General features: G+C 45.2%; 11 protein-coding genes. 6 read left to right on the forward strand and 5 right to left on the reverse strand.

Annotated elements, in window-relative coordinates:
* Nucleotides 1-102: 102 nt before the first annotated feature.
* Entirely contained in the window at nt 103-1,071 is a 969-nt protein-coding gene (locus AAHN97_RS13715; RefSeq protein WP_343308207.1) for a hypothetical protein, read from the reverse strand.
* A gap of 403 nt (nt 1,072-1,474) precedes the next feature.
* On the opposite strand from AAHN97_RS13715, the gene AAHN97_RS13720 reads away from it, so the two are divergent.
* The 4 genes from AAHN97_RS13720 (at nt 1,475) to AAHN97_RS13735 (ending at nt 8,637) form a co-directional block, all read left to right on the forward strand.
* Nucleotides 1,475-1,903, forward strand: coding sequence for a hypothetical protein (locus AAHN97_RS13720; RefSeq protein WP_343308208.1), 429 nt, complete (start codon nt 1,475-1,477; stop codon nt 1,901-1,903).
* A 35-nt stretch (nt 1,904-1,938) separates the two neighbouring features.
* Complete coding sequence (locus AAHN97_RS13725; protein WP_343308209.1) at nt 1,939-4,707, forward strand: RICIN domain-containing protein; 2,769 nt, start codon at nt 1,939-1,941, stop codon at nt 4,705-4,707.
* Between the two features lie 48 nt (nt 4,708-4,755).
* Nucleotides 4,756-6,936, forward strand: coding sequence for a TonB-dependent receptor plug domain-containing protein (locus tag AAHN97_RS13730; RefSeq protein ID WP_343308210.1), 2,181 nt, complete (start codon nt 4,756-4,758; stop codon nt 6,934-6,936).
* A 93-nt stretch (nt 6,937-7,029) separates the two neighbouring features.
* Nucleotides 7,030-8,637: a caspase family protein gene (locus AAHN97_RS13735; RefSeq protein WP_343308212.1), complete on the forward strand. Its 1,608-nt coding sequence runs from the start codon at nt 7,030-7,032 to the stop codon at nt 8,635-8,637.
* Here the strand turns inward: AAHN97_RS13735 and AAHN97_RS13740 are convergent.
* Nucleotides 8,627-12,895 carry a caspase family protein gene (locus tag AAHN97_RS13740; protein ID WP_343308213.1) on the reverse strand — a complete coding sequence of 1,423 codons (4,269 nt, stop codon included), beginning with the start codon at nt 12,893-12,895 and terminating at the stop codon, nt 8,627-8,629. The genes AAHN97_RS13735 and AAHN97_RS13740 overlap by 11 nt on opposite strands.
* Before the next feature lie 97 nt (nt 12,896-12,992).
* On the opposite strand from AAHN97_RS13740, the gene AAHN97_RS13745 reads away from it, so the two are divergent.
* Nucleotides 12,993-13,739, forward strand: coding sequence for an alpha/beta hydrolase (locus AAHN97_RS13745; protein WP_343308214.1), 747 nt, complete (start codon nt 12,993-12,995; stop codon nt 13,737-13,739).
* A gap of 128 nt (nt 13,740-13,867) precedes the next feature.
* Entirely contained in the window at nt 13,868-14,137 is a 270-nt protein-coding gene (locus AAHN97_RS13750) for a hypothetical protein (RefSeq protein ID WP_343308215.1), read from the forward strand.
* Between the two features lie 172 nt (nt 14,138-14,309).
* On the opposite strand, the gene AAHN97_RS13755 is transcribed toward AAHN97_RS13750, so the two are convergent.
* From AAHN97_RS13755 to AAHN97_RS13765, 3 genes are read right to left on the reverse strand one after another with little or no spacing between them, the layout of a single operon-like run.
* Nucleotides 14,310-15,437 carry a DUF4998 domain-containing protein gene (locus AAHN97_RS13755; protein ID WP_343308216.1) on the reverse strand — a complete coding sequence of 376 codons (1,128 nt, stop codon included), beginning with the start codon at nt 15,435-15,437 and terminating at the stop codon, nt 14,310-14,312.
* 17 nt (nt 15,438-15,454) lie between these two features.
* Entirely contained in the window at nt 15,455-16,633 is a 1,179-nt protein-coding gene (locus AAHN97_RS13760; RefSeq protein WP_343308218.1) for a DUF5000 domain-containing lipoprotein, read from the reverse strand.
* A gap of 35 nt (nt 16,634-16,668) precedes the next feature.
* Nucleotides 16,669-18,576, reverse strand: coding sequence for a RagB/SusD family nutrient uptake outer membrane protein (locus AAHN97_RS13765; protein WP_343308219.1), 1,908 nt, complete (start codon nt 18,574-18,576; stop codon nt 16,669-16,671).
* Nucleotides 18,577-18,578 lie beyond the last annotated feature (2 nt).

Below are 18,578 nucleotides of genomic sequence, written 5' to 3' on the forward strand. Positions count from 1 at the left end.
TATGGGCGGGACTTACTTAAACGAGTAGAAAATGAAGTGTATGGCCGGGAAAGGATACTTATGCTAATAAGAAACCCCGGCTGTTTAACCGGGGCTTTCTATTTATTTAGCTTTCTTCAGTGCTTCCACCTCTTTCTTCAGTTCAATGATGTATAACATCTGTTCTTCTATTTTCTGTAACAGCAGTTTATTCATTTCACCCACATCCAACCCTTTTTCTTTCACTTCTGTTTCAGAGGGAATGCCTGGCAGGCGTTTGTGTTGCTGTATGTATTGTGCTGTTTCATTGATAGTGGGCAGTTTGTAAGCGGGATCAAATACAAAATCCGCCCATGATTCCTGTGTTACTTTTACTTTGCGGGCGCCGATGGTTCCTTCTACTGCCAGTTTGTATTGAGGTTTGGCAGTACCAATGCCAATGTTTCCATTATTGTTTATGCGCATTCTTTCCAGCAAAGAGGATTGATCGTCGCCCAGGGAAGTATAAAAGACAAAATCTGATCCTTGTATCAATGCATTATTTGCCTGATAAATATTAATCCTTTCTACCCGTAGTCTTGCTCCAATCTGATCGCCAACAATATCCCTCCAGGTACTGAAGTCGATATTATAACCTCCCGTGACTGCTCCAACGGGGACATTGATGTTTCCCGCATCATGTGGAAATCCAAAACGCATACTGTTCCCGGAAATGGCTGATATGCCAATATGGAGGCTATGACTGGGATAACGATTGGCGATACCCACATACCCGTTAGCACGGTTGATGGAAAGATATTCTCCCAGATAATTCGGGCCATATGCAAAAACGGCAAAGTTACTACCTACACTCCCGACACCGGTTTCCTCGATGCTGGTACCAATGCCCCATCTGGGGTTACCTGCATTCTCGAGCATAAAATGTACACTCCCGCCGGAACTGGTTACCTGATTGGTCCGGAAATGGTGAGCCTTTCCGTTTCCACCAATATGAAAATTGGCGTCTGCCTGCAAGTCGGTGGAGTTATTGATAGACTGTGCCCCGGCTGTATGAACAATCAGGCAGATACTTAAAGTGGCATAAAACTTCATAGATAAAGGATTGGGTTAAGGTTACATAAGTTGATTATCAAAGCCTCAAGATAGAAAAGATCATGCTCCTGACAAAATAAGTGACAATAAACCCATGTAACATTCCTCAAATTGTCATGTTATCTTCATAAATAGATAACACATGATGTTCCTGATAAATGATTTAATATTTTCAGTAGTGTTATTCCCGTGATGAAAGAAGGCCCTTGACCAAAATCGTATGATAAGTAAGCATTCAGACTGTGAGATCACCCGACTTCCTTCTTTAAATATTTGTGTTTGTTGATTCATGCAGGAATAACCTGTGCAGTTACCGTAATATAATATGCTGTGTTGACCGGCCCGCGGAGCGGAAGCCGCTGCTATCCTTTTGTTTTTGATCACCTGAAATAAACCAGTTCAAATGAAACATTTCCTCTACACTGCGCTGTTATTGGCGTGCCTGACAGTCATGTCCTGCAGCGCTTCCCGAAAAAGCACAGCAGCTGCCAGGCAGGCCTCCGGTAACACCTCCTGGATCCAGATGATGGACGACCCGAACGTCAATTACTTTGAAGCGGTCAAAGTATTTGAAGCTTACTGGCAGGGCAAACCCAAACCTACTTCAGAACATGAACTGTTTTCTGCTGAAGACAAAGAGCGTACCCTGAGCAATAGCAGTTATGGTAACAGGCAGGATGCTGAAGATCCTGCGGTGAAGTATCGCTTCGAGTACAAGAAGTTCCTTCATTGGAAAGAAGAGGTAGCACCTTACGTGCAACCCAATGGCCGTATCCTTACTGCGGAAGAACGCATTGACATCTGGAAGCAGCAAAAAGGGCTTCGCCAATAATCTTATTATCTCCACCAGTTTAAACACATTCCCATATGAGACGCACTTTCCTACTTACACTCCTGATCTTCATAGCACAGGGGTTATATGCTCAATCTAATCAACCCTGGACAGAAATAGGTCCCATCAAATTCCCCATCAATCAATCAGGGCAGATCCACGGTATTGGCCGTGTGGTACAAATTAAATTCCATCCCACTACCGCAGCGAAGATGTATGCTGTTAGCGCACATGCATTATGGAAAACAACAGATACCGGCAGGACATGGTCTATTGTTTCGGGAACAGATGATATGCCAACTATGGCCTGCGCCTCTGTTTGCGTGGACAGAACGAATGAGAATATCATGTATCTCGGTACCGGTGACCCTAACTATTACAGCCAGTCATTAGGCGTTTGGAAATCCACCAATGGCGGTACTTTATTCACGCGTATTGGTGAAAGTACGATCGGCACACGTATGGCAGTGGAGATCCTGCAATCACCTTCCGCAGTGAATACGTTACTGGCGGCTACGAACGATGGTATATGGAAAAGTACAGATGCAGGCAGTACCTGGACCAAAACGCAGGCAGATGTTAACTTCTGCGATATGCGTATGAACGCAGCTTCCGGAAGCACTACCGTATATGCGATCACACGGCAGGCCGAATTTTACAAATCTACAGACTTCGGAGATACCTGGACGCTGATCACTACTGTTAACCCTGCAACGCCCGGCAGCGGCAGCCGTATTGCGGTTACGCCAGCCAATCCTGCTGTGGTGTATGTGGCCTGCATTGGCAGCAATACAACCTTAGGTGGTATTATTTATAAATCTACAGACAGTGGTAATGTATTTACCCAGATCCGTGGAGACATTAACCCTAATCTCGCAGGGTACGATGGAAATTCCGGCGGGCAGGGTAATTACAATTTCGATATCACCGCCGGATGGAATGATGCGAATACTTTGTTCCTGGTTTCGCATATAGTCTGGCGCAGCCAGGATGGAGGAGTGACCTGGAGCAAGATGCAGGACGGCTGGTGGACGGAGATCCATACAGACATGCATGCCATCAGGTATCATCCTTTGATCCCTTCACAAATATACAATGCGAACGATGGCGGCGTCTGGATCAGCACAGATGGCGGCAGCCTGTGGACCGCAAAATCTGATGGCCTTGCATCCACAGAATTCTATCATATAGGTAACAGCCATAAAACCATCGGTGTCATGGGTGGTGGCACACAGGATAACGGAGAAGTGTATTACAATGTGAACACATGGTATACCAACCGCGGAGGAGACTATACACCTTTTTACCAGTTCGATGGACAGCTTACCAACAGTGCTTACTATGGTGCCACACAACGCAGGCAACTGCTGACCAATACCACACAGAACCTCTCCCTGCCTTCACCTGCTTCCGGAGCGGCACGCCTCGCATTTTCCAGGAATGTGGACATTGCTTTTACAGGCAATGATACTGTTTACCGTACACAGAACCTGCAAACCAATCCTCCTGCGTGGACTGCAATTTATAATACATCCAAATCCATTAAATCACTGGAGCCTTCCGTTAATAATGTAAACTATCTCTACCTTGTATTGAATACAGAGTTCTATCTGTGCCAGAATGCGCTGGCAGCAACACCTGTGTTCACCAAACAAAGTGATGTGCCTGCCAGTATCAGCGGTGGCGTACAGATAGCTACTGTGGCAAATGATCCTAATGTGGTGTATCTCTCCTGTGGCAGCCGGATGTACCGTTCCACCAATGCAGGTGTAAACTGGACGAATATCAGTGGAACACTTCCCTCCGTAAACATCCGTGAGATACTAACAGACACCACCAGCACAGATGAAAGTACATACCTGATCAACAATCTCGTATATTATAAGAACAAGAACATGACCGATTGGGTGATCTACTCCCATGGAATGCCTTCTAACAGCCAGTTCCGGGACATAGACATCTATTACTCCGGTGGCACAAAGTTACTTCGTGTGGGTACCTATGGCCGCGGTATATGGGAAGTGCCGCTTGCCACTACAGGTTCAGTATTGATCCCGGGAGGTATATATGAAATTAAATCCGCGGCCGCTTTAACAAGGAATGTGGATGTACCGGCAAGTGCTACCGCAAACGGAACAGACCTCATCATTTATTCAGATGGCAGTACCAATAACCAGCGCTGGCAGATATCGCCACTGGGGAACGGGTATTACAAACTGATCCCCCAGCATGCTACCGGTAAAGTGATGGATGTAGAGGGTGCTCTCACAGCAAATGGTACAGCCGTTCAGATATACGACAGCGTTAATGTACCACAGCAGCAATGGCTTATAGAAGGTGTAGGTGGTGGCTATTATCGCCTGATGCCCAAACATGCACCCGGCAAATCCCTGGACCTGAATGGCGGTACTGATGCTAATAATACCAAGGTACAGATCTGGGACAGTAATACTTCCAATGCACAAAAATGGCGGTTTGATCTGATCAGCAGCCCGCCGGCACCACTGGCGCTAATGGCCGTAAATACGCTCAAAGAACAACAACCGGTCAATACTTATACTATCAGGTTATATCCCAATCCTGCCTCACAATCCGCAACGATTGAATTTTCAAATGCGCAGGATGAAACTGCCCTGCTCACAGTTTCCAATACGGAAGGGAAAGTGGTGCTGTGGCGAAAACAGCAACTGGTGAAGGGGATCAATAAAGTTTCCTTACAGGTGAACGAATTACCTAAGGGGATCTATTTTATTAAAGTGGATACCGGATCAAGGTCCGCTACGGAGAAACTGGTTGTACAATAAATTATCAATGGCTGCCTGTAAAACAGGCAGCCTTACAACAATTATCTCATGAAAATAATTCTAGGTTTTGTAATGACGGTTACTATAACAGGCACTGCTTTCGCACAGCAAAAAGACACGCTTTCGGAAGTGATCGTTACAGCCAATAAGTTTGAAGAGAAACGTAAATATGTGGCAGCTAAAGTAGAGGTATTGCAGCTGAAGGCTATCGACCAATCGCTTAGCAATAATACAGGCGGGCTTTTAGAGCAGAGCGGAAAGGTATTTGTACAACGCAGCCAGGCCGGCGGCGGCAGCCCTGTACTCAGGGGATTTGAAGCTAGCCGCATCCTGCTGGTGGTAGATGGTGTACGTATGAATAATGCCATATACCGCACGGGGCATTTACAAAATGTGATCACCATTGATGATGATATCCTGGACAAAGTGGAAATCATCTACGGCCCTGCTTCTACGATCTATGGGTCTGACGCTTTGGGTGGGATCATTCATTTTCAGACACGTAAACCTTTGCTTTCTACTTTCAAAACAACACTATCCACCAGGTATAGCAGTGCTTATAACGAATACTCCGGCCATGCAGATGTTAATGCAGGTGGCAGGAAATTTGCATCCCTTACATCCATTAGTTACAGCAACTTTGGAGACTTACGGCAGGGCAGCAACCGAAATCCCCTGTATGGGAATTTCGGTAAAAGGACATCATACATACAATCCATACAGGGTATGGATTCCATTGTAAGGAACAGGGATGAAAATATCCAGCGGCAAAGTGGCTACAAGCAATATGACATCCTGCAAAAATTCCTCTGGCAGCCTGCGCAGCACCATAGCCATGAACTGAACATCCAGTATTCCACCAGCAGTGACATTCCGCGTTACGACCGGCTTACTGATCTGCGGAATGGCCAGTTACGCTGGGCTGAATGGTACTACGGACCACAGGAAAGACTGATGGCGGCCTATCAATACAAAGCTAAAGCCCTGAAAGGCTTCTTCGATCAGTTATTGGCCGGCGTCAGTTATCAGAAGATCCAGGAAAGCAGGATGCAGCGGGCTTACCGCAATGAAGAACGGGAACACCGGATAGAAGATATACAGGTGATAGCGCTGAATGCAGACCTGCGTAAGAGTACAGGCAGGAATGAGCTGAACATTGGTATAGACGGGCAATTCAACATCCTTCAATCTACCGCCTACAGGCAGAACATTAAAACTTCCGCCAAACGTTTTGGATTGGACACACGTTATCCCGATGGCAGTAATCACATGCATTATTCCGGTATTTATGCACAACATCTCTTCAAGATCATTCCCGGAAAACTGGTGCTGAACGATGGTCTGCGGGTGAACTACGTGGGCCTGCAAAGTGAATTCAGGGATACAGCATTACTTCATCTTCCTTTCACCAGTGCCTCTCAGCGTAATATCACTTTCAGCGCCAATGCAGGGATCATTTATCTGCCGGATGATAAGAGTAAATTCAGCTTCAGCATTTCAACAGGTTTCAGAGCTCCTAATATAGATGATATGGCAAAGGTATTTGAATCAGCAGGCGGCACACAATTAGTAGTACCTAATCCTGAACTCAAACCAGAGCAAACCTATAACTTCGACCTGGGTATCAACCGCCGGTTTATGGACTGGATATCGATAGAAGCCAATGCCTTTTATAGCCTGTTCAGGAATGCCATTGTAACAGACCGCTTCTCGCTCAATGGTTCCTCAGAAGTACTTTATAATGGACAGGTAACGCCGGTAGTGGCCAGCCAGAATAAAGCAAGGGCAGATATATATGGCTTTCAGGCAGGCATCAGTTTACAGCCTGTTGAGGCATTTGATCTATATAGCCAGATTACGTATACTTATGGCCGTTACCGCGGCAAGGATGATGTAAAGGTACCTATGGACCACATCCCGCCTGTGTTTGGTAAAACAGGGATCAGTTATCGTTATCAGTTCCTGGGCATAGAGGCGTATGCTTTATACAACAGCTGGAAGAGAGCAAAAGACTACAGTCCTTCCGGAGAAGATAATCTTCAGTATGCCATGGCAGAAGGCATGCCGGCCTGGTGTACCCTTAACCTTTCCACCACCTGGAAGATCACTTCCTATCTGAAAGCGCAGGCAGCCCTGGAAAACATACTGGACCAAAACTACCGTGTTTTTTCTTCCGGTATCAGCAGTGCGGGGAGGAATCTGATATTAAAGCTTAAGGTGGAGTTTTAAATCTATTCCCTGTAGCGCTATATAGGGCTACAGGGTCTTAGCTGATAAGTCCCGGAAAAGGCTTAATTTGACAATCAGATTAATCCCATGGAAATGTCGTCCATCTACGCACTGCTGGTAGGCATCAACAATTACCCGGACAAGCCCTTGAAGGGTTGTATAAATGATGTATTAGCCATAAAAGCATACTTGCACTTTGCATATGATAATGACCCTGCTGTAGCGATACACATTACCACTTTAACAGACAATGACGAAAAGCAGCCCACCCGGCAATATATTATCGATGCATTTGATGTTTTCAGTAAGGCTAAAGCGGGTGATATCTGTCTTTTCTATTACAGTGGCCATGGCTCATTTTGCGCAGCCCCTGCCGACCTTATCAATAGTGATAATGTCAATGTTCAGTCGTTTGTTTGTATGGACAGCCGGATGCCGGGTGGCAGGGACCTTATCGATAAAGAAATGGGCTTTCTGATCTGGAATGCTTTACAGGGCAAAGAACAGGTACAGTTTATTGCCATCACAGATTGCTGCCATGCGGGTACTATTACAAAAGATATAAGTATTACCGAACGTATGCTTACCGGCAGCGAGGAACACTTTCCTGCGTCTGTAAAGGAGTATCTGGGATACGATGCAAATGGATTTAAAGAGGGAAAACATATTCATCTTGCTGCTTCTCAAAATACACAAACCGCTAAAGAACTGATCATTGACGGGAAAGTACATGGTGCTTTTACATATGCACTGCTTAAAACACTCTACGCCAGTAATGCACAAATTAATTATGAAGAACTGTTAAAGCGCACAGCTATACTTGTAAGGAATATGGTGGAAGACCAGCAGCCACTGTTTCATCTTAACGGAGGGCTTCCTGCATCTGATAAAGACCGGATCTTCTTATCCGCAGGTTCTAAGAGCAGAGAAGCTTTTCATTTTGTATTTTATGACCCTCAGTTTAAATGGTGCCTGCAAGCAGGGCCTTTGCAGGGAATTAAAGAAGGGAATAAACTGATGATTGAAGGGATAGGTGAAACCTATATCACGGGCACAGTATCTGCTGATCTTTCCGCTATATTTCCTATTCAGGGATTGCATACAGGGCACGGTGCCTATAAAGCTACTATACAGGATGGGCCGGGGAAAACAGAGCTATGGAAACATATACTGGAACTCAGCAACCCCGGCAATGGTTTAACTGACGCGGATTACTCCATTCAACTATTTCGTTCCCATGCAACCGGCTTTGAACCGGTACCGCATCGTGGTATTATTACAGACCTGTATTATAAGGCATCGGGGACACAGCCTTTCATAAAGTTACTGATAAAAAACACCGGTACTTCCATCCTGTATATTACACATGCATGGCTGGGTTTTGATTACAGCATAACGCCCACTTTCTTTGCTGATATAATATTAAGCCCCGGGAAGGAGGTTTGGCTGGAGTTAATAGAAGATGGAATAAAAAAGGATGTAATACCCATGCAAATTGACCCACCTTATCTTGAGGCCGGTTATACAACTATTACTGAATGGCTTAAACTGTTTATCGCAAAGGAAAAGATCAGTACACTCGGGCTACAGCAGGATGGCGTGAATGTGGATACCAAACACCTTAACATCCCTGCAATGAAGCCATCCGCAACTATAGCCTGGCAAACGGAGACTATTGGGCTGCGGACCATTAAACCTTAATCTTTGTCCACATGAGCGGATTAGGAGGAATAGTATATCCATTTGCTATAAATGAATCCATATACCGGCGTGTTCTTTTTATGTAAACAGTCCCATTCTTTGTAACCATCAGCACATTATTGCCGGCATCAAATAATGCACCTCCGGCTACTTCTCCGGGGGAGAAAGGATCCGGGTCTGCGGAAGCGGATCTATCAAATAAGAAAAGCACTCCTTCATTTAAAAGAAAGAACTGACCGAATGCTTCGCCAATAATAAAGTTTTTATCCAGGAATCCTTTAAGCGAATCTTTACTATTCAGATCATACCCGGTAAGGGACTTTATTTCGCCGGTAAATAATTGATTCCATTTTTTTTCTCCATAGATAAAATCCCTGATTGTCTTATTTGAATCCGGATAATGGAAGGTGCTATATTCCAGGAGCTTCCCCTTAGGCACCGGTCTGGTGATCATAGCACTATCATCATTTGCATTAAAAGTGTGCAGCTTATAATTATGATAATAAACATAGTTAATAGGTTGTCCTGCAGATATGGATGCATCAATTTCAATAAACAGGCCCGGGCTATCAATGCGGATCGTACTTACTTCAAAAGACCCGGAGGATGTTGTCGCATCTAATTCATCTCCCCATGGCCTGGGATTAAAAGCCGGATGCAACTCCCATACGAGTATGGAAGAACCGGGGAAAAGCATGGAAATAAATTTATTGCCGGATCCGATCGCTATAGAAAGTGGTTGATATGAATACTCAATAGTATTTAATAAGTTCCCGGCCGAATCGCGTACTGCAGTTGTATAACCAACGGCAGATTTAGCGGTAATACAATAGACATTATTATCACCCCTGAAAACCGCATTCTCCAGGCCATCATATCGGGTAACATTCAGCAATCTTTGCTGCTTCAGATCAAAGATATAACAGGAGTCCTTTTCACTGGTCCCAATAGCCATTGTACTATCGGCGGACAATTCAAAAGTATTAAAACTGAAATTGGTTCTAAATATCTGTTTAAGCCTGTTTGCTTTGAGGTCTATAACATATAATTCAGTAGATTGACCTCCCGGCCCCTCAAGAGGAGGATTATAAACTACAACCAGGGCCGCAGAATCCTGCAAAGGATGAAAACCAAAGGCGGTATATCCATAATTGATGTAAACAGGCGCCGGAAAAAACCTGGGGGGGTTGTTGCTACCCACTTCAGCCAATGCCAACCCCTCATCTTCTTTTAGCAACAATTCAACCAGTTTCCCATTAATAGTTTGTAATCCAATGATGTTAACATTGGGAGGCCTGGTATCTATCAGTTCTCCCCTGGCATTATATAAATAGCTGTTCGCTGAAAATTCCGACACCGCAAAATACCCGGCGCCAAGGTATTTAAGCTCATGATCTGCCGGCAAGGTCAATTGCTTTTTATAGATCGCCTGCATATTACTATCCAGCCGGAGGACATAAGTAAGATGATTGGAATCTGCAACCAGCAGATCAATATATCCTGAGTCAGCCTGTACATGACTTCCATCAAGACTCGTATAGGCAAGTGCCTGTACTTTATAATTCCGATGATCCAATACATAGACCTGTACTCCATCTGAAGAAGCGGAGTAGTTAAGCGGATGAGGAGTAATATCGTTCAGTGCACTGTCTTTTACAAAATCCCATGTTACCCGCTTCCCTCCTTTGAGCAAAATATCTATGCCGGGCAGGTGTTTGTCAAATGCCATATTATCAATACTATCCTTTTCTTTCGCATCCCATTTGGCTATCGCAAAAGGGTTGTAATAATCATATTGGTTAAACAGCGCCTGCATCTTTTGATAGATGGAAGTATCCTGATGGATCGCATATGCCCTCTTTAAAAGGGACAACTTTTCCGTGGCGCCAAACTTATCACTTTCTGCCGCCAGGTATAGGGCTTTATTCTTTTTTGCCTCCCTGGCGGATTGAACAGCCTGGATACCTGCAAAAACGGCCAGGCAGGTAATAATAGTGCCCACAATACCAAACGTCCAGTTCCTCACCTTCTTTACCCTGATCTTACGGGCATAGGCATGATGGATAAAATCTTCCTCAATACTATTCAGCCAGCCGCTGATCTCCCTCTTTGCTTCCAGCAAGCGGGGATGATTGGCCCATGAATTCAGATAATCCTTCCTTTCCTGTATGCTGCTGTGCTGATAGCTGATGGAAACATCACTGACTGATTTATGCAGTTGAATTTTCTCCTGCATAGGTTTAATCCATTTTGCCACCAGGGAAGAAGTGCGCAGCAATGCATCATGAGAGGGTTCAATATAGGGTTTTTCAAACTCATCCTTATCTGCTCTTAACAAACGGGCTTCTACCAGCTTTGATGCAATTTCCTTTATCTGTGCGGTATACCTGTTATCAGAAAAACGCAATTCATCGTCTATGGAAGGGTTGTTACCCGGATCATCCAGCTTTGTATATACACTGCGTTTGGAGGTACGGGCACCTTCAAAAGAGATCATGCGGAAAACCAGTTGCTGAAATAATCTCTGGCCTTGCGCATCGTCCGCCAATGCATCGTATTCTTTTGTAAATTTCTTGTCCAGGATACCCCCCAATCCGCCAAATTTAATATACTCTGCTTCCAGCAGGTTGTTTCCTTCTTTTTTATCCCACAACTCACTCAGAGCCATGGAAAGCAAAGGCATGGAGCCCGGATTCTGAAATGCTTCGTCCACTATGTTATTGATAAACCGTTCCGCTTCTTTAGGGCCGTTCTGATGTGGTTTAAACTCCAGTGACTCCTGTGCCGCCGGTTGGGTAACTACCTGCTGGATCTCTTCCCTGGAAAAAGGAGGTACGATAAAGCGGTACTTTTTACCTGTATCTTTAATTGCTAATAACGGAGAATCTTTGAACTGGTTTTCAAAATCGGAACGAACGGTTAAGATAACCAGGTGTTTCTCTGCCAATGCTGCCACTGCCATCTCAAATTTCCGCCGCTCTTCTTCTGAATCACATACTGTGATGAGTTCTTCAAACTGATCGATCAGCAACACTTTTCGACTACCCGCATGATTTAATTCAGCCAGCTTTATTTCATGCTGCTGAAAAGGTGTTTTACCCGGCCTGATATCCACAACATCTTTCTCCGGGAATAAAGAAAGCAGTCCTGCTTTTACAAGGGAAGATTTACCAATACCTGAAGGGCCTGTTACGATCAGTACCTGGTATTTTTTAGCAGCGGCAATTAATCCTATATAATCTGCTGTACCCTCCTGCCAGCCATCCAATACCCGCTGCCTGCCATAAAAGATCTTATCATCTCCGCGCCCATATGATTCCAGGCCTTTATAGGGATTGGTATGTGTACTGTTTAATAACCTGACTGCATTATCAATAACCTGTGAGGGATTTAAAAAAACAAATTCACCACTTCCATAATTACCTGCCGCCGGGTCGGTGATAGGGAATAAGGAAGGAACCTGTTGTTTATCTGCCTTGATATTTTCGTTGTATAACTGCTCAAAGATCCTGTTCTGCAAATAGAAGCTCAGCTCAGTGACGGTGATCACGCCATCCGGTTTGGTATTGCCATAGCGCATATCTGCCTCACCCGTTTTAAGTGCATCTACCAGGATCTGTGCAAATGGTGATAAACTTCCGTCCCCCTCCTGTTCTCTTTTACCTAACCTCAATGTATCAATTGCTTTCTGGTCATGAGCAGAAGAAGTTAAAACCTGCCAGGCTTTATTCTTTGCATAAAGGCTGAAGCGCTCATAATAAATTGTTTTAGGAACATCACTCCCCGGTCCTCTTGTGTGCTGTGCCCAGCGAAAGGCTCCCGAATAGCAGCAATCCAGAACAATGAGCAGATGCCGGGCTTTCATACCACCGATACGTTTGAGTACTTCGCTCATTTTTATAAAGCTGCTCCAATTGCCTGGTTCGGCATCTGTTGCCAGTAAATAACCTTCCGGCTCTCCTTCGCTATCCATAGCAATACCATGGCCTGCAAAATAGAGGATCACCCGGTCATCTTCCTGAGCGGCTATTGCATCCAGGAAGTCCAGCAATTGGCTGGAATCGGGATTTATAAGCGGATTTGGTAACGTTAATGGAGGAATAGTGAATCCATGGTGTTGTTCCAACACTTCCTTCAATGCAGCTACATCTCTTTTCGGGCTATTCAGATTAGCAATGGAAGGAAATTTATAGTCGCCTACTGCAATCAGGTAGGCTTTACTGCTCCTAAAGAAGTCGTTGAGGTTAATTTGGGGCATGATCGGGAATTAAGCGTAAAACAAATTAAGGTGAAAAAAGTAAAATGCCAAATACCGGATTTTGCATAATAGCGCTACTTTTAATTAATTCTATCATATGAAATATTTATCGCTTATTCTGATCCTCTTCGTTTTATGCCATACCACTTCTGCCCAGCAGTTCGAACTGGGACCGGTAGAAAAGGTCCACTCCAGGGTACTAAACGAAACCCGTACACTGAATATCTATTTACCGGATGGATACTCACCTGATTCCAGCTACCCGGTTATTTACCTCCTGGATGGTTCTGCCGGTGAAGACTTTGTACATATCAGCGGTATCGTGCAGTTCTTAAGCATGATCGGAAAAATGCCGGCTTCTATTGTGGTGGGCATTGCCAATGTGGATAGGAAAAGGGATTTTACTTTTCCTACTACCATTGAAAAGGATCAAAAAGATTTTCCCACAACAGGCGGATCTGCTAAGTTCATAACGTTCCTGGAAAAGGAATTGCAGCCGTTTATAGAGAAGAGATTTAAAACGAAACCGCTTAAAACAATCATAGGGCAATCACTGGGAGGCTTGCTGGCTACAGAAGTATTGTTGAAGAAACCGGCTTTGTTTTCGAACTACATAATTGTAAGCCCGAGCTTGTGGTGGGATAATGAGTCGCTGTTGTTACAAGCAAAGAAGACCGGTAAAGAAAAGGTTTTTATTCTGGTAGGAACGGAAGGGAAACAAATGGAAGAGGATGCAAAGAAACTGGCGGAACAACTGGGTGCTGTTTTCATGCCTTTACCGGAAGAAGATCATCTTACTATTCTACACAACGCGGTATATAGAGCGCTAAAAGCCGCCTCATGATACGAGGCGGCTTTTAAGTAGTTTGGATACATCACCTTGGCAGCTTATGCAATGGGATCAGTTTAACCGGCCTTCCATTCAACCTCCCGGCGGGTATCACCATCACAGGGGCTATTAAGGGCTACAGTGTGTTTGCTACGGAGTTCTGTGACCATAAAACAGAAGAGGATGCCAAAGGGGTGGGTGGCCTGGTAAGGGTATGCATTTCCTTTACGAATAACAACTCCTTCCCTGTTACCCAGGATAAGGATATGCAGCAGGTGTTCAGTATGATCAATAAGAAAAGGGTGACACAGGCGCAGAGCGTTCTGGTGCAGACTGCCTTTTGGGATGCCTCCAAGGGTAAACCGCAAACGGCTGCCACGATCGCTGCCTTTAATGCTTTGCCGGACCGCTAATGGTGCTATATTAACCAAAAAAGCCGAAGCAATGAAAGAGCTTTGAAAGAGCTTTGAAAGAACTCTGCAAGGCCTATGTGAAGAAAGGATAAAATAATATTAAAACTATGGGAAGGTATATCCAAAGATACAAAAAAGGCGGTGTAAAAAACACCGCCTTTTCCTTACCAAATTATGGTGCAAAGCTTCCATAAACGGAAAACTCAGCGAGATGAGAGTGCGGTGAGCCGGTTGCATTCCTGACCTGCCAGATCCTTATATGTCTCATCACAGGGGCACCTGTGATCGTGAAAACCTGCGGCCCTGCAATTTCAGCGAGGGTGAAGTTCCCGTAGTTCTGCCAGGTGGTACCATCATCACTACCCTGTACAATGAAGTCTGTAAAATCAGCAGTTATATAATCACTCCTGGAAGTTAATACCACACGGTCCACTTTCACGCGGCGGTTCATGTTGAATGCCAGCCAGTGCGGATAACCTGCTACCGGTGATTTACTGTGATTGGTATGCCAGTAGGTACCGGCATCTCCGTCCAGTACTTTTGATGGCGCACCGTTGGGTAGCTGGCCGGTTAATTCATAAGTGTCTGCTGTGGCCGTCCAGGTAGTGCGGGCAATCTGCATAAAATTGGCAGGTATTTGCTGGTATTCCGTGTAGAAAGTATCAACAGCTAATGTATCAGGCGTGAATACGGTGCGGTATTCAAAACCGCCACTGCCCTGTACGCCTGTAATATAGCTGGTATCTTTCTTTGCAGGAAAAGAAGCGATAGCCGTTTGCCCGCCTGTTGTGGTATAACGTATTTCTGTTGCACGGGCACCATTTGTAGTATCTGCTGCTCCCCATATGATGGTGAGTTTGTCGTCTTCACCTATGGTGGCGCTTGCAATCGCGCGGTTCAATAAAGATGCCTGGTAGCGGTCCCCGAATACAGAACCGGTAAGCTCTACCGGAACGGACTTATTACCATTCTCATCCATTGTTCTGATGGTATAGGAATAAATATTTTCCTGGAGATTGGTGAAGATATGGGAAACTGAATCCTGTTTAGGAGCGATCTGAACTTCCACGGAATCAGTAAAGTTATTCCAATAGATGCGTGCTTTGGTGATCTTGGGATCAGTACCTCTTTTCCAGGAAACCATTGCCCGGTATTTACCAGGATGAAATTTGGCCTGGATAGGTTTACCGGGGTATACAATACCACCGGGTATAATATATTGTTTGTAGTTATCGTCCATCTTTTTACAGGCGGCTACTACCAGTAAAGCAATGACGCCGATAAATATTTTTGTTCTCATATATAGCTGTTTAAGCATTATTGAATCTGCCCCCAGAATGAAAGTTCTGCGATGGTTACCTGCGGGCCGCCGCCATAGGTAGCGGTGGTTTTGAAACGCACATAGCGATAGGCCTGCGGGATCTCCTGCACATCAAAGTCTTCTCCGTTCGTATGTGCATAGGCGATATCTTCCGCACTTACTTTACCTGCCGGCAAGCCGGATGGTTTGTAAGACTGGAAACTACCTATCATGGTCCATTTGGTCCAGCCGCCATTGGTATCAGGATCGTTACTGCCCCATAATTCAAAGGATTTCACATTTGCACCGGTATAGGTGTAATTAGGTGCCCGCTGATGCATCTTCATCCGGCTGATCACCACCTTCTTACCAAGGTCTATTGTGAACCACTGTGGCGTTACTGTACTGTGGCGGGAAGCAAAGATGCCCTGGTCTACCAGGTCGTCCCACATCTTATCCAAAGTATAAGGCGGTTCAACAGGGATGGTTTCATCCGTTGGCAGGATCAGTGCTTTGAAAGGTTTAGGTACTTTCTCTTCAAACAGTGGTGTGAGTGTTTTCACCAGTGTATCAGATTTATTGTTCCACCTGTCCCGCAGATAAATGGCAAATTTCTTTTCTGAGGAAGGTAGTCCACGGAAGGAAACGGTGCCACCGGGAGCCCTTGTATAAAAGGTTTGCAATGGTACCCATATGCCATTATTCAAAGTATCTGCAATGAGAACAATGGCCAGGTTAGCTTCCAGGAGGTTCTGGTAACGGATCTTTACACCGCCGAATGCAGCTTCCAGCTTCAGGGAATCAAAGGCCACGATCACAGGTGCGGTCAAAGGTTTCACCTTTAACACTACAGGTTCGGAGGCTTTCTCATTCCTGCCCACACTGTAGAGCTTCACTTCATGCTGGCTGGTATCACCATATCCTGCCAGCGCCAGCGTGTCAGTATAATAAGATGATTTGGCTTCGTTGAAAACACCGGGTTGTATTTCATACACTGCCTTTACATAAGAGAGATTGGGATCTTTTGGCAGATCATACGTGAGCACTGCGCCACCAGGCGTATTCACGATCCTCACATTTGTTACAGGCGGTGGTGCCCCTGCTCCCGTTGCGTAATGGTCCAGCCGGTCTTCTTCCTTGCATTTACTGCAGAGGAAGAGGAAACAGATAGCCGTAATCAAGTTGAATATCTTCATAAAAATTACTTGTAGGATTTGATTGAATAAGTTCCTTACCAGCCAATGTTCTGCACCAGGTTACGGTTGGTGATCAATGTTTCTTCTTTAATAGGCCAGAAATAATCTTTGAGTGTGAACTGCAGGTTGAACAGTACTTTCTTCCGGTAGTAGAAAGCAGGATCGGATTGTTCAATATCCCATCCTTCAATGCCCCTGCGGAATTCCGTCAATGCACGTTTCCAGCGGCGCAGGTCCCAGAAACGATGGCCTTCAAATGCCAGCTCTATCATGCTTTCCTGCTGGATGATCTCCCGCATGCCTTCTTTGGTAGTATACTTATTAGGTGTTTTGGAATAGTTATCCCAGGAATACTGCACCGTTTTCAAACCGGCACGTTCACGTATCTTGTTGATGTATTCATGCACTTCCGGCGTGGGGCCATTCACTTCATTCAATGCTTCCGCATACATGAGGTACAGGTGCGCCAGGCGCATAACGGGCCAGGGATAAGAAGTGATCGTGTAATCATTCACCACGGATCCCTGTGTGTTCTGGTAATGCACCAGCTTCTTTACATAATAACCTGTTACGGAACCTTTATCCGGCTGCACTTTTCCGTTGGGCTGCCCTTTTCTGCCTGCTACATAATAAAGCGCATTAGGACTGCCATCATCATAAAAACCCTGTCCATACCAAACACCACCATCAAAACCAAGGCTGGAATAGAAACGCGGCTCCCTGTCGAAATTCAGCGCAGCGGTGGTATATCCCTGGCGGATATTGAGTTTATGGCCATCCTGTGCTACGCGGGTGATGGCGGCGGACTGGTTCCATGTTTTATCTTCTGTAATGGGTACTCCTTTATCAGAATAAAACATCTCCACGATCTTCAAAGGCGGAGCCAGTTCTGATACGATCCGGGGATTGTCTATATACCGATGATCAACATTGGGTGTGGCTACCCGCTGAATGAGGTCTGCATTGCTTTGCGTATTAGCCCAGATGATCTCGCTGTTCCATTTTTCTGTAATAACAGAACGAAGGCCCATCTGGATCTTTGTGGTATCCTTCAGCTGGAATTGCTGGAAGGCCGGATTGTAAGTATAGATCTTCATGCCTGCGGAGTGGCAGATATCAATCGCTTCTTTACAGGCAGTAACGGCGGCTGTCCATTTTGCCGGCACTACATTCGGATTAAAGAGCAATATACCGTTATTGCTCTTCAGGGAAGCCTGATCAGTATTCCCATTGAACAAAGGGCTGGCAGCAGTGACCAGCACTTTTGCTTTCAGGGAATAGGCCATGGGTTTGGTGATACGGCCTAATGCCCTGGCAGGGTTATTAATGATCAGGGGCAGGTCATCTTTGGCGATATCGAGTAACTGTACAATATAGCTAAAGCATGAATCAACTGGATCGCGATATACTTTTACGGCATTCAGGTCTACATCTATCGGCAGATTTTTCTTAATCAATGGAACAGGGCCATACATTCTTACCAGTGCAAAATGATAATAGGCTTTCAGGAAAGTGACCTCTGCTATCCATTCTTTCCTTTCCTGGGCTTCCAGGTCCGGTACTTTGTTTACATTTTCCAGGAAGATGCCGCAATCACGTAAACCGCGGTAGAGGCTTACCCAGGAGTTCTCGGAAAAAGGGTTCACGGTGTTCTGCAAACCGCGGGCAATGTTAAACATCTGGTGATCAAACTCCGGGAAACCGGGATTGGTTAAAGCCCACATTTCATCTCCTGCCAGCATGGCGGGGTCTTCTACCAGGTTACCATCCCGCGGCAAATAGGAATAACAGGTGTATAAATATTTTTCTGCTTCTGAGCGCATGGTGAATGCGTTCTCTAACGTGGCGATATTATCGGGTACCACATCCAGGTATTTTGCGCATCCGCCGAAAGCGAGCAACCCGATCAGTAATATGATATAATTGATCTTCTTCATGTTCATAA

This window comes from Chitinophaga niabensis (assembly GCF_039545795.1).
In the GTDB taxonomy this organism is placed as follows: Bacteria; Bacteroidota; Bacteroidia; order Chitinophagales; family Chitinophagaceae; genus Chitinophaga; species Chitinophaga niabensis_B.

Coding starts and splice junctions, on each gene's coding strand:
- AAHN97_RS13715 (WP_343308207.1), bottom strand. CDS start 1,071: ATGAAGTTTTATGCCACTTTAAGTATCTGCCTGATTGTTCATACAGCC.
- AAHN97_RS13720 (WP_343308208.1), top strand. CDS start 1,475: ATGAAACATTTCCTCTACACTGCGCTGTTATTGGCGTGCCTGACAGTC.
- AAHN97_RS13725 (WP_343308209.1), top strand. CDS start 1,939: ATGAGACGCACTTTCCTACTTACACTCCTGATCTTCATAGCACAGGGG.
- AAHN97_RS13730 (WP_343308210.1), top strand. CDS start 4,756: ATGAAAATAATTCTAGGTTTTGTAATGACGGTTACTATAACAGGCACT.
- AAHN97_RS13735 (WP_343308212.1), top strand. CDS start 7,030: ATGTCGTCCATCTACGCACTGCTGGTAGGCATCAACAATTACCCGGAC.
- AAHN97_RS13740 (WP_343308213.1), bottom strand. CDS start 12,895: ATGCCCCAAATTAACCTCAACGACTTCTTTAGGAGCAGTAAAGCCTAC.
- AAHN97_RS13745 (WP_343308214.1), top strand. CDS start 12,993: ATGAAATATTTATCGCTTATTCTGATCCTCTTCGTTTTATGCCATACC.
- AAHN97_RS13755 (WP_343308216.1), bottom strand. CDS start 15,437: ATGAGAACAAAAATATTTATCGGCGTCATTGCTTTACTGGTAGTAGCC.
- AAHN97_RS13760 (WP_343308218.1), bottom strand. CDS start 16,633: ATGAAGATATTCAACTTGATTACGGCTATCTGTTTCCTCTTCCTCTGC.
- AAHN97_RS13765 (WP_343308219.1), bottom strand. CDS start 18,576: ATGAACATGAAGAAGATCAATTATATCATATTACTGATCGGGTTGCTC.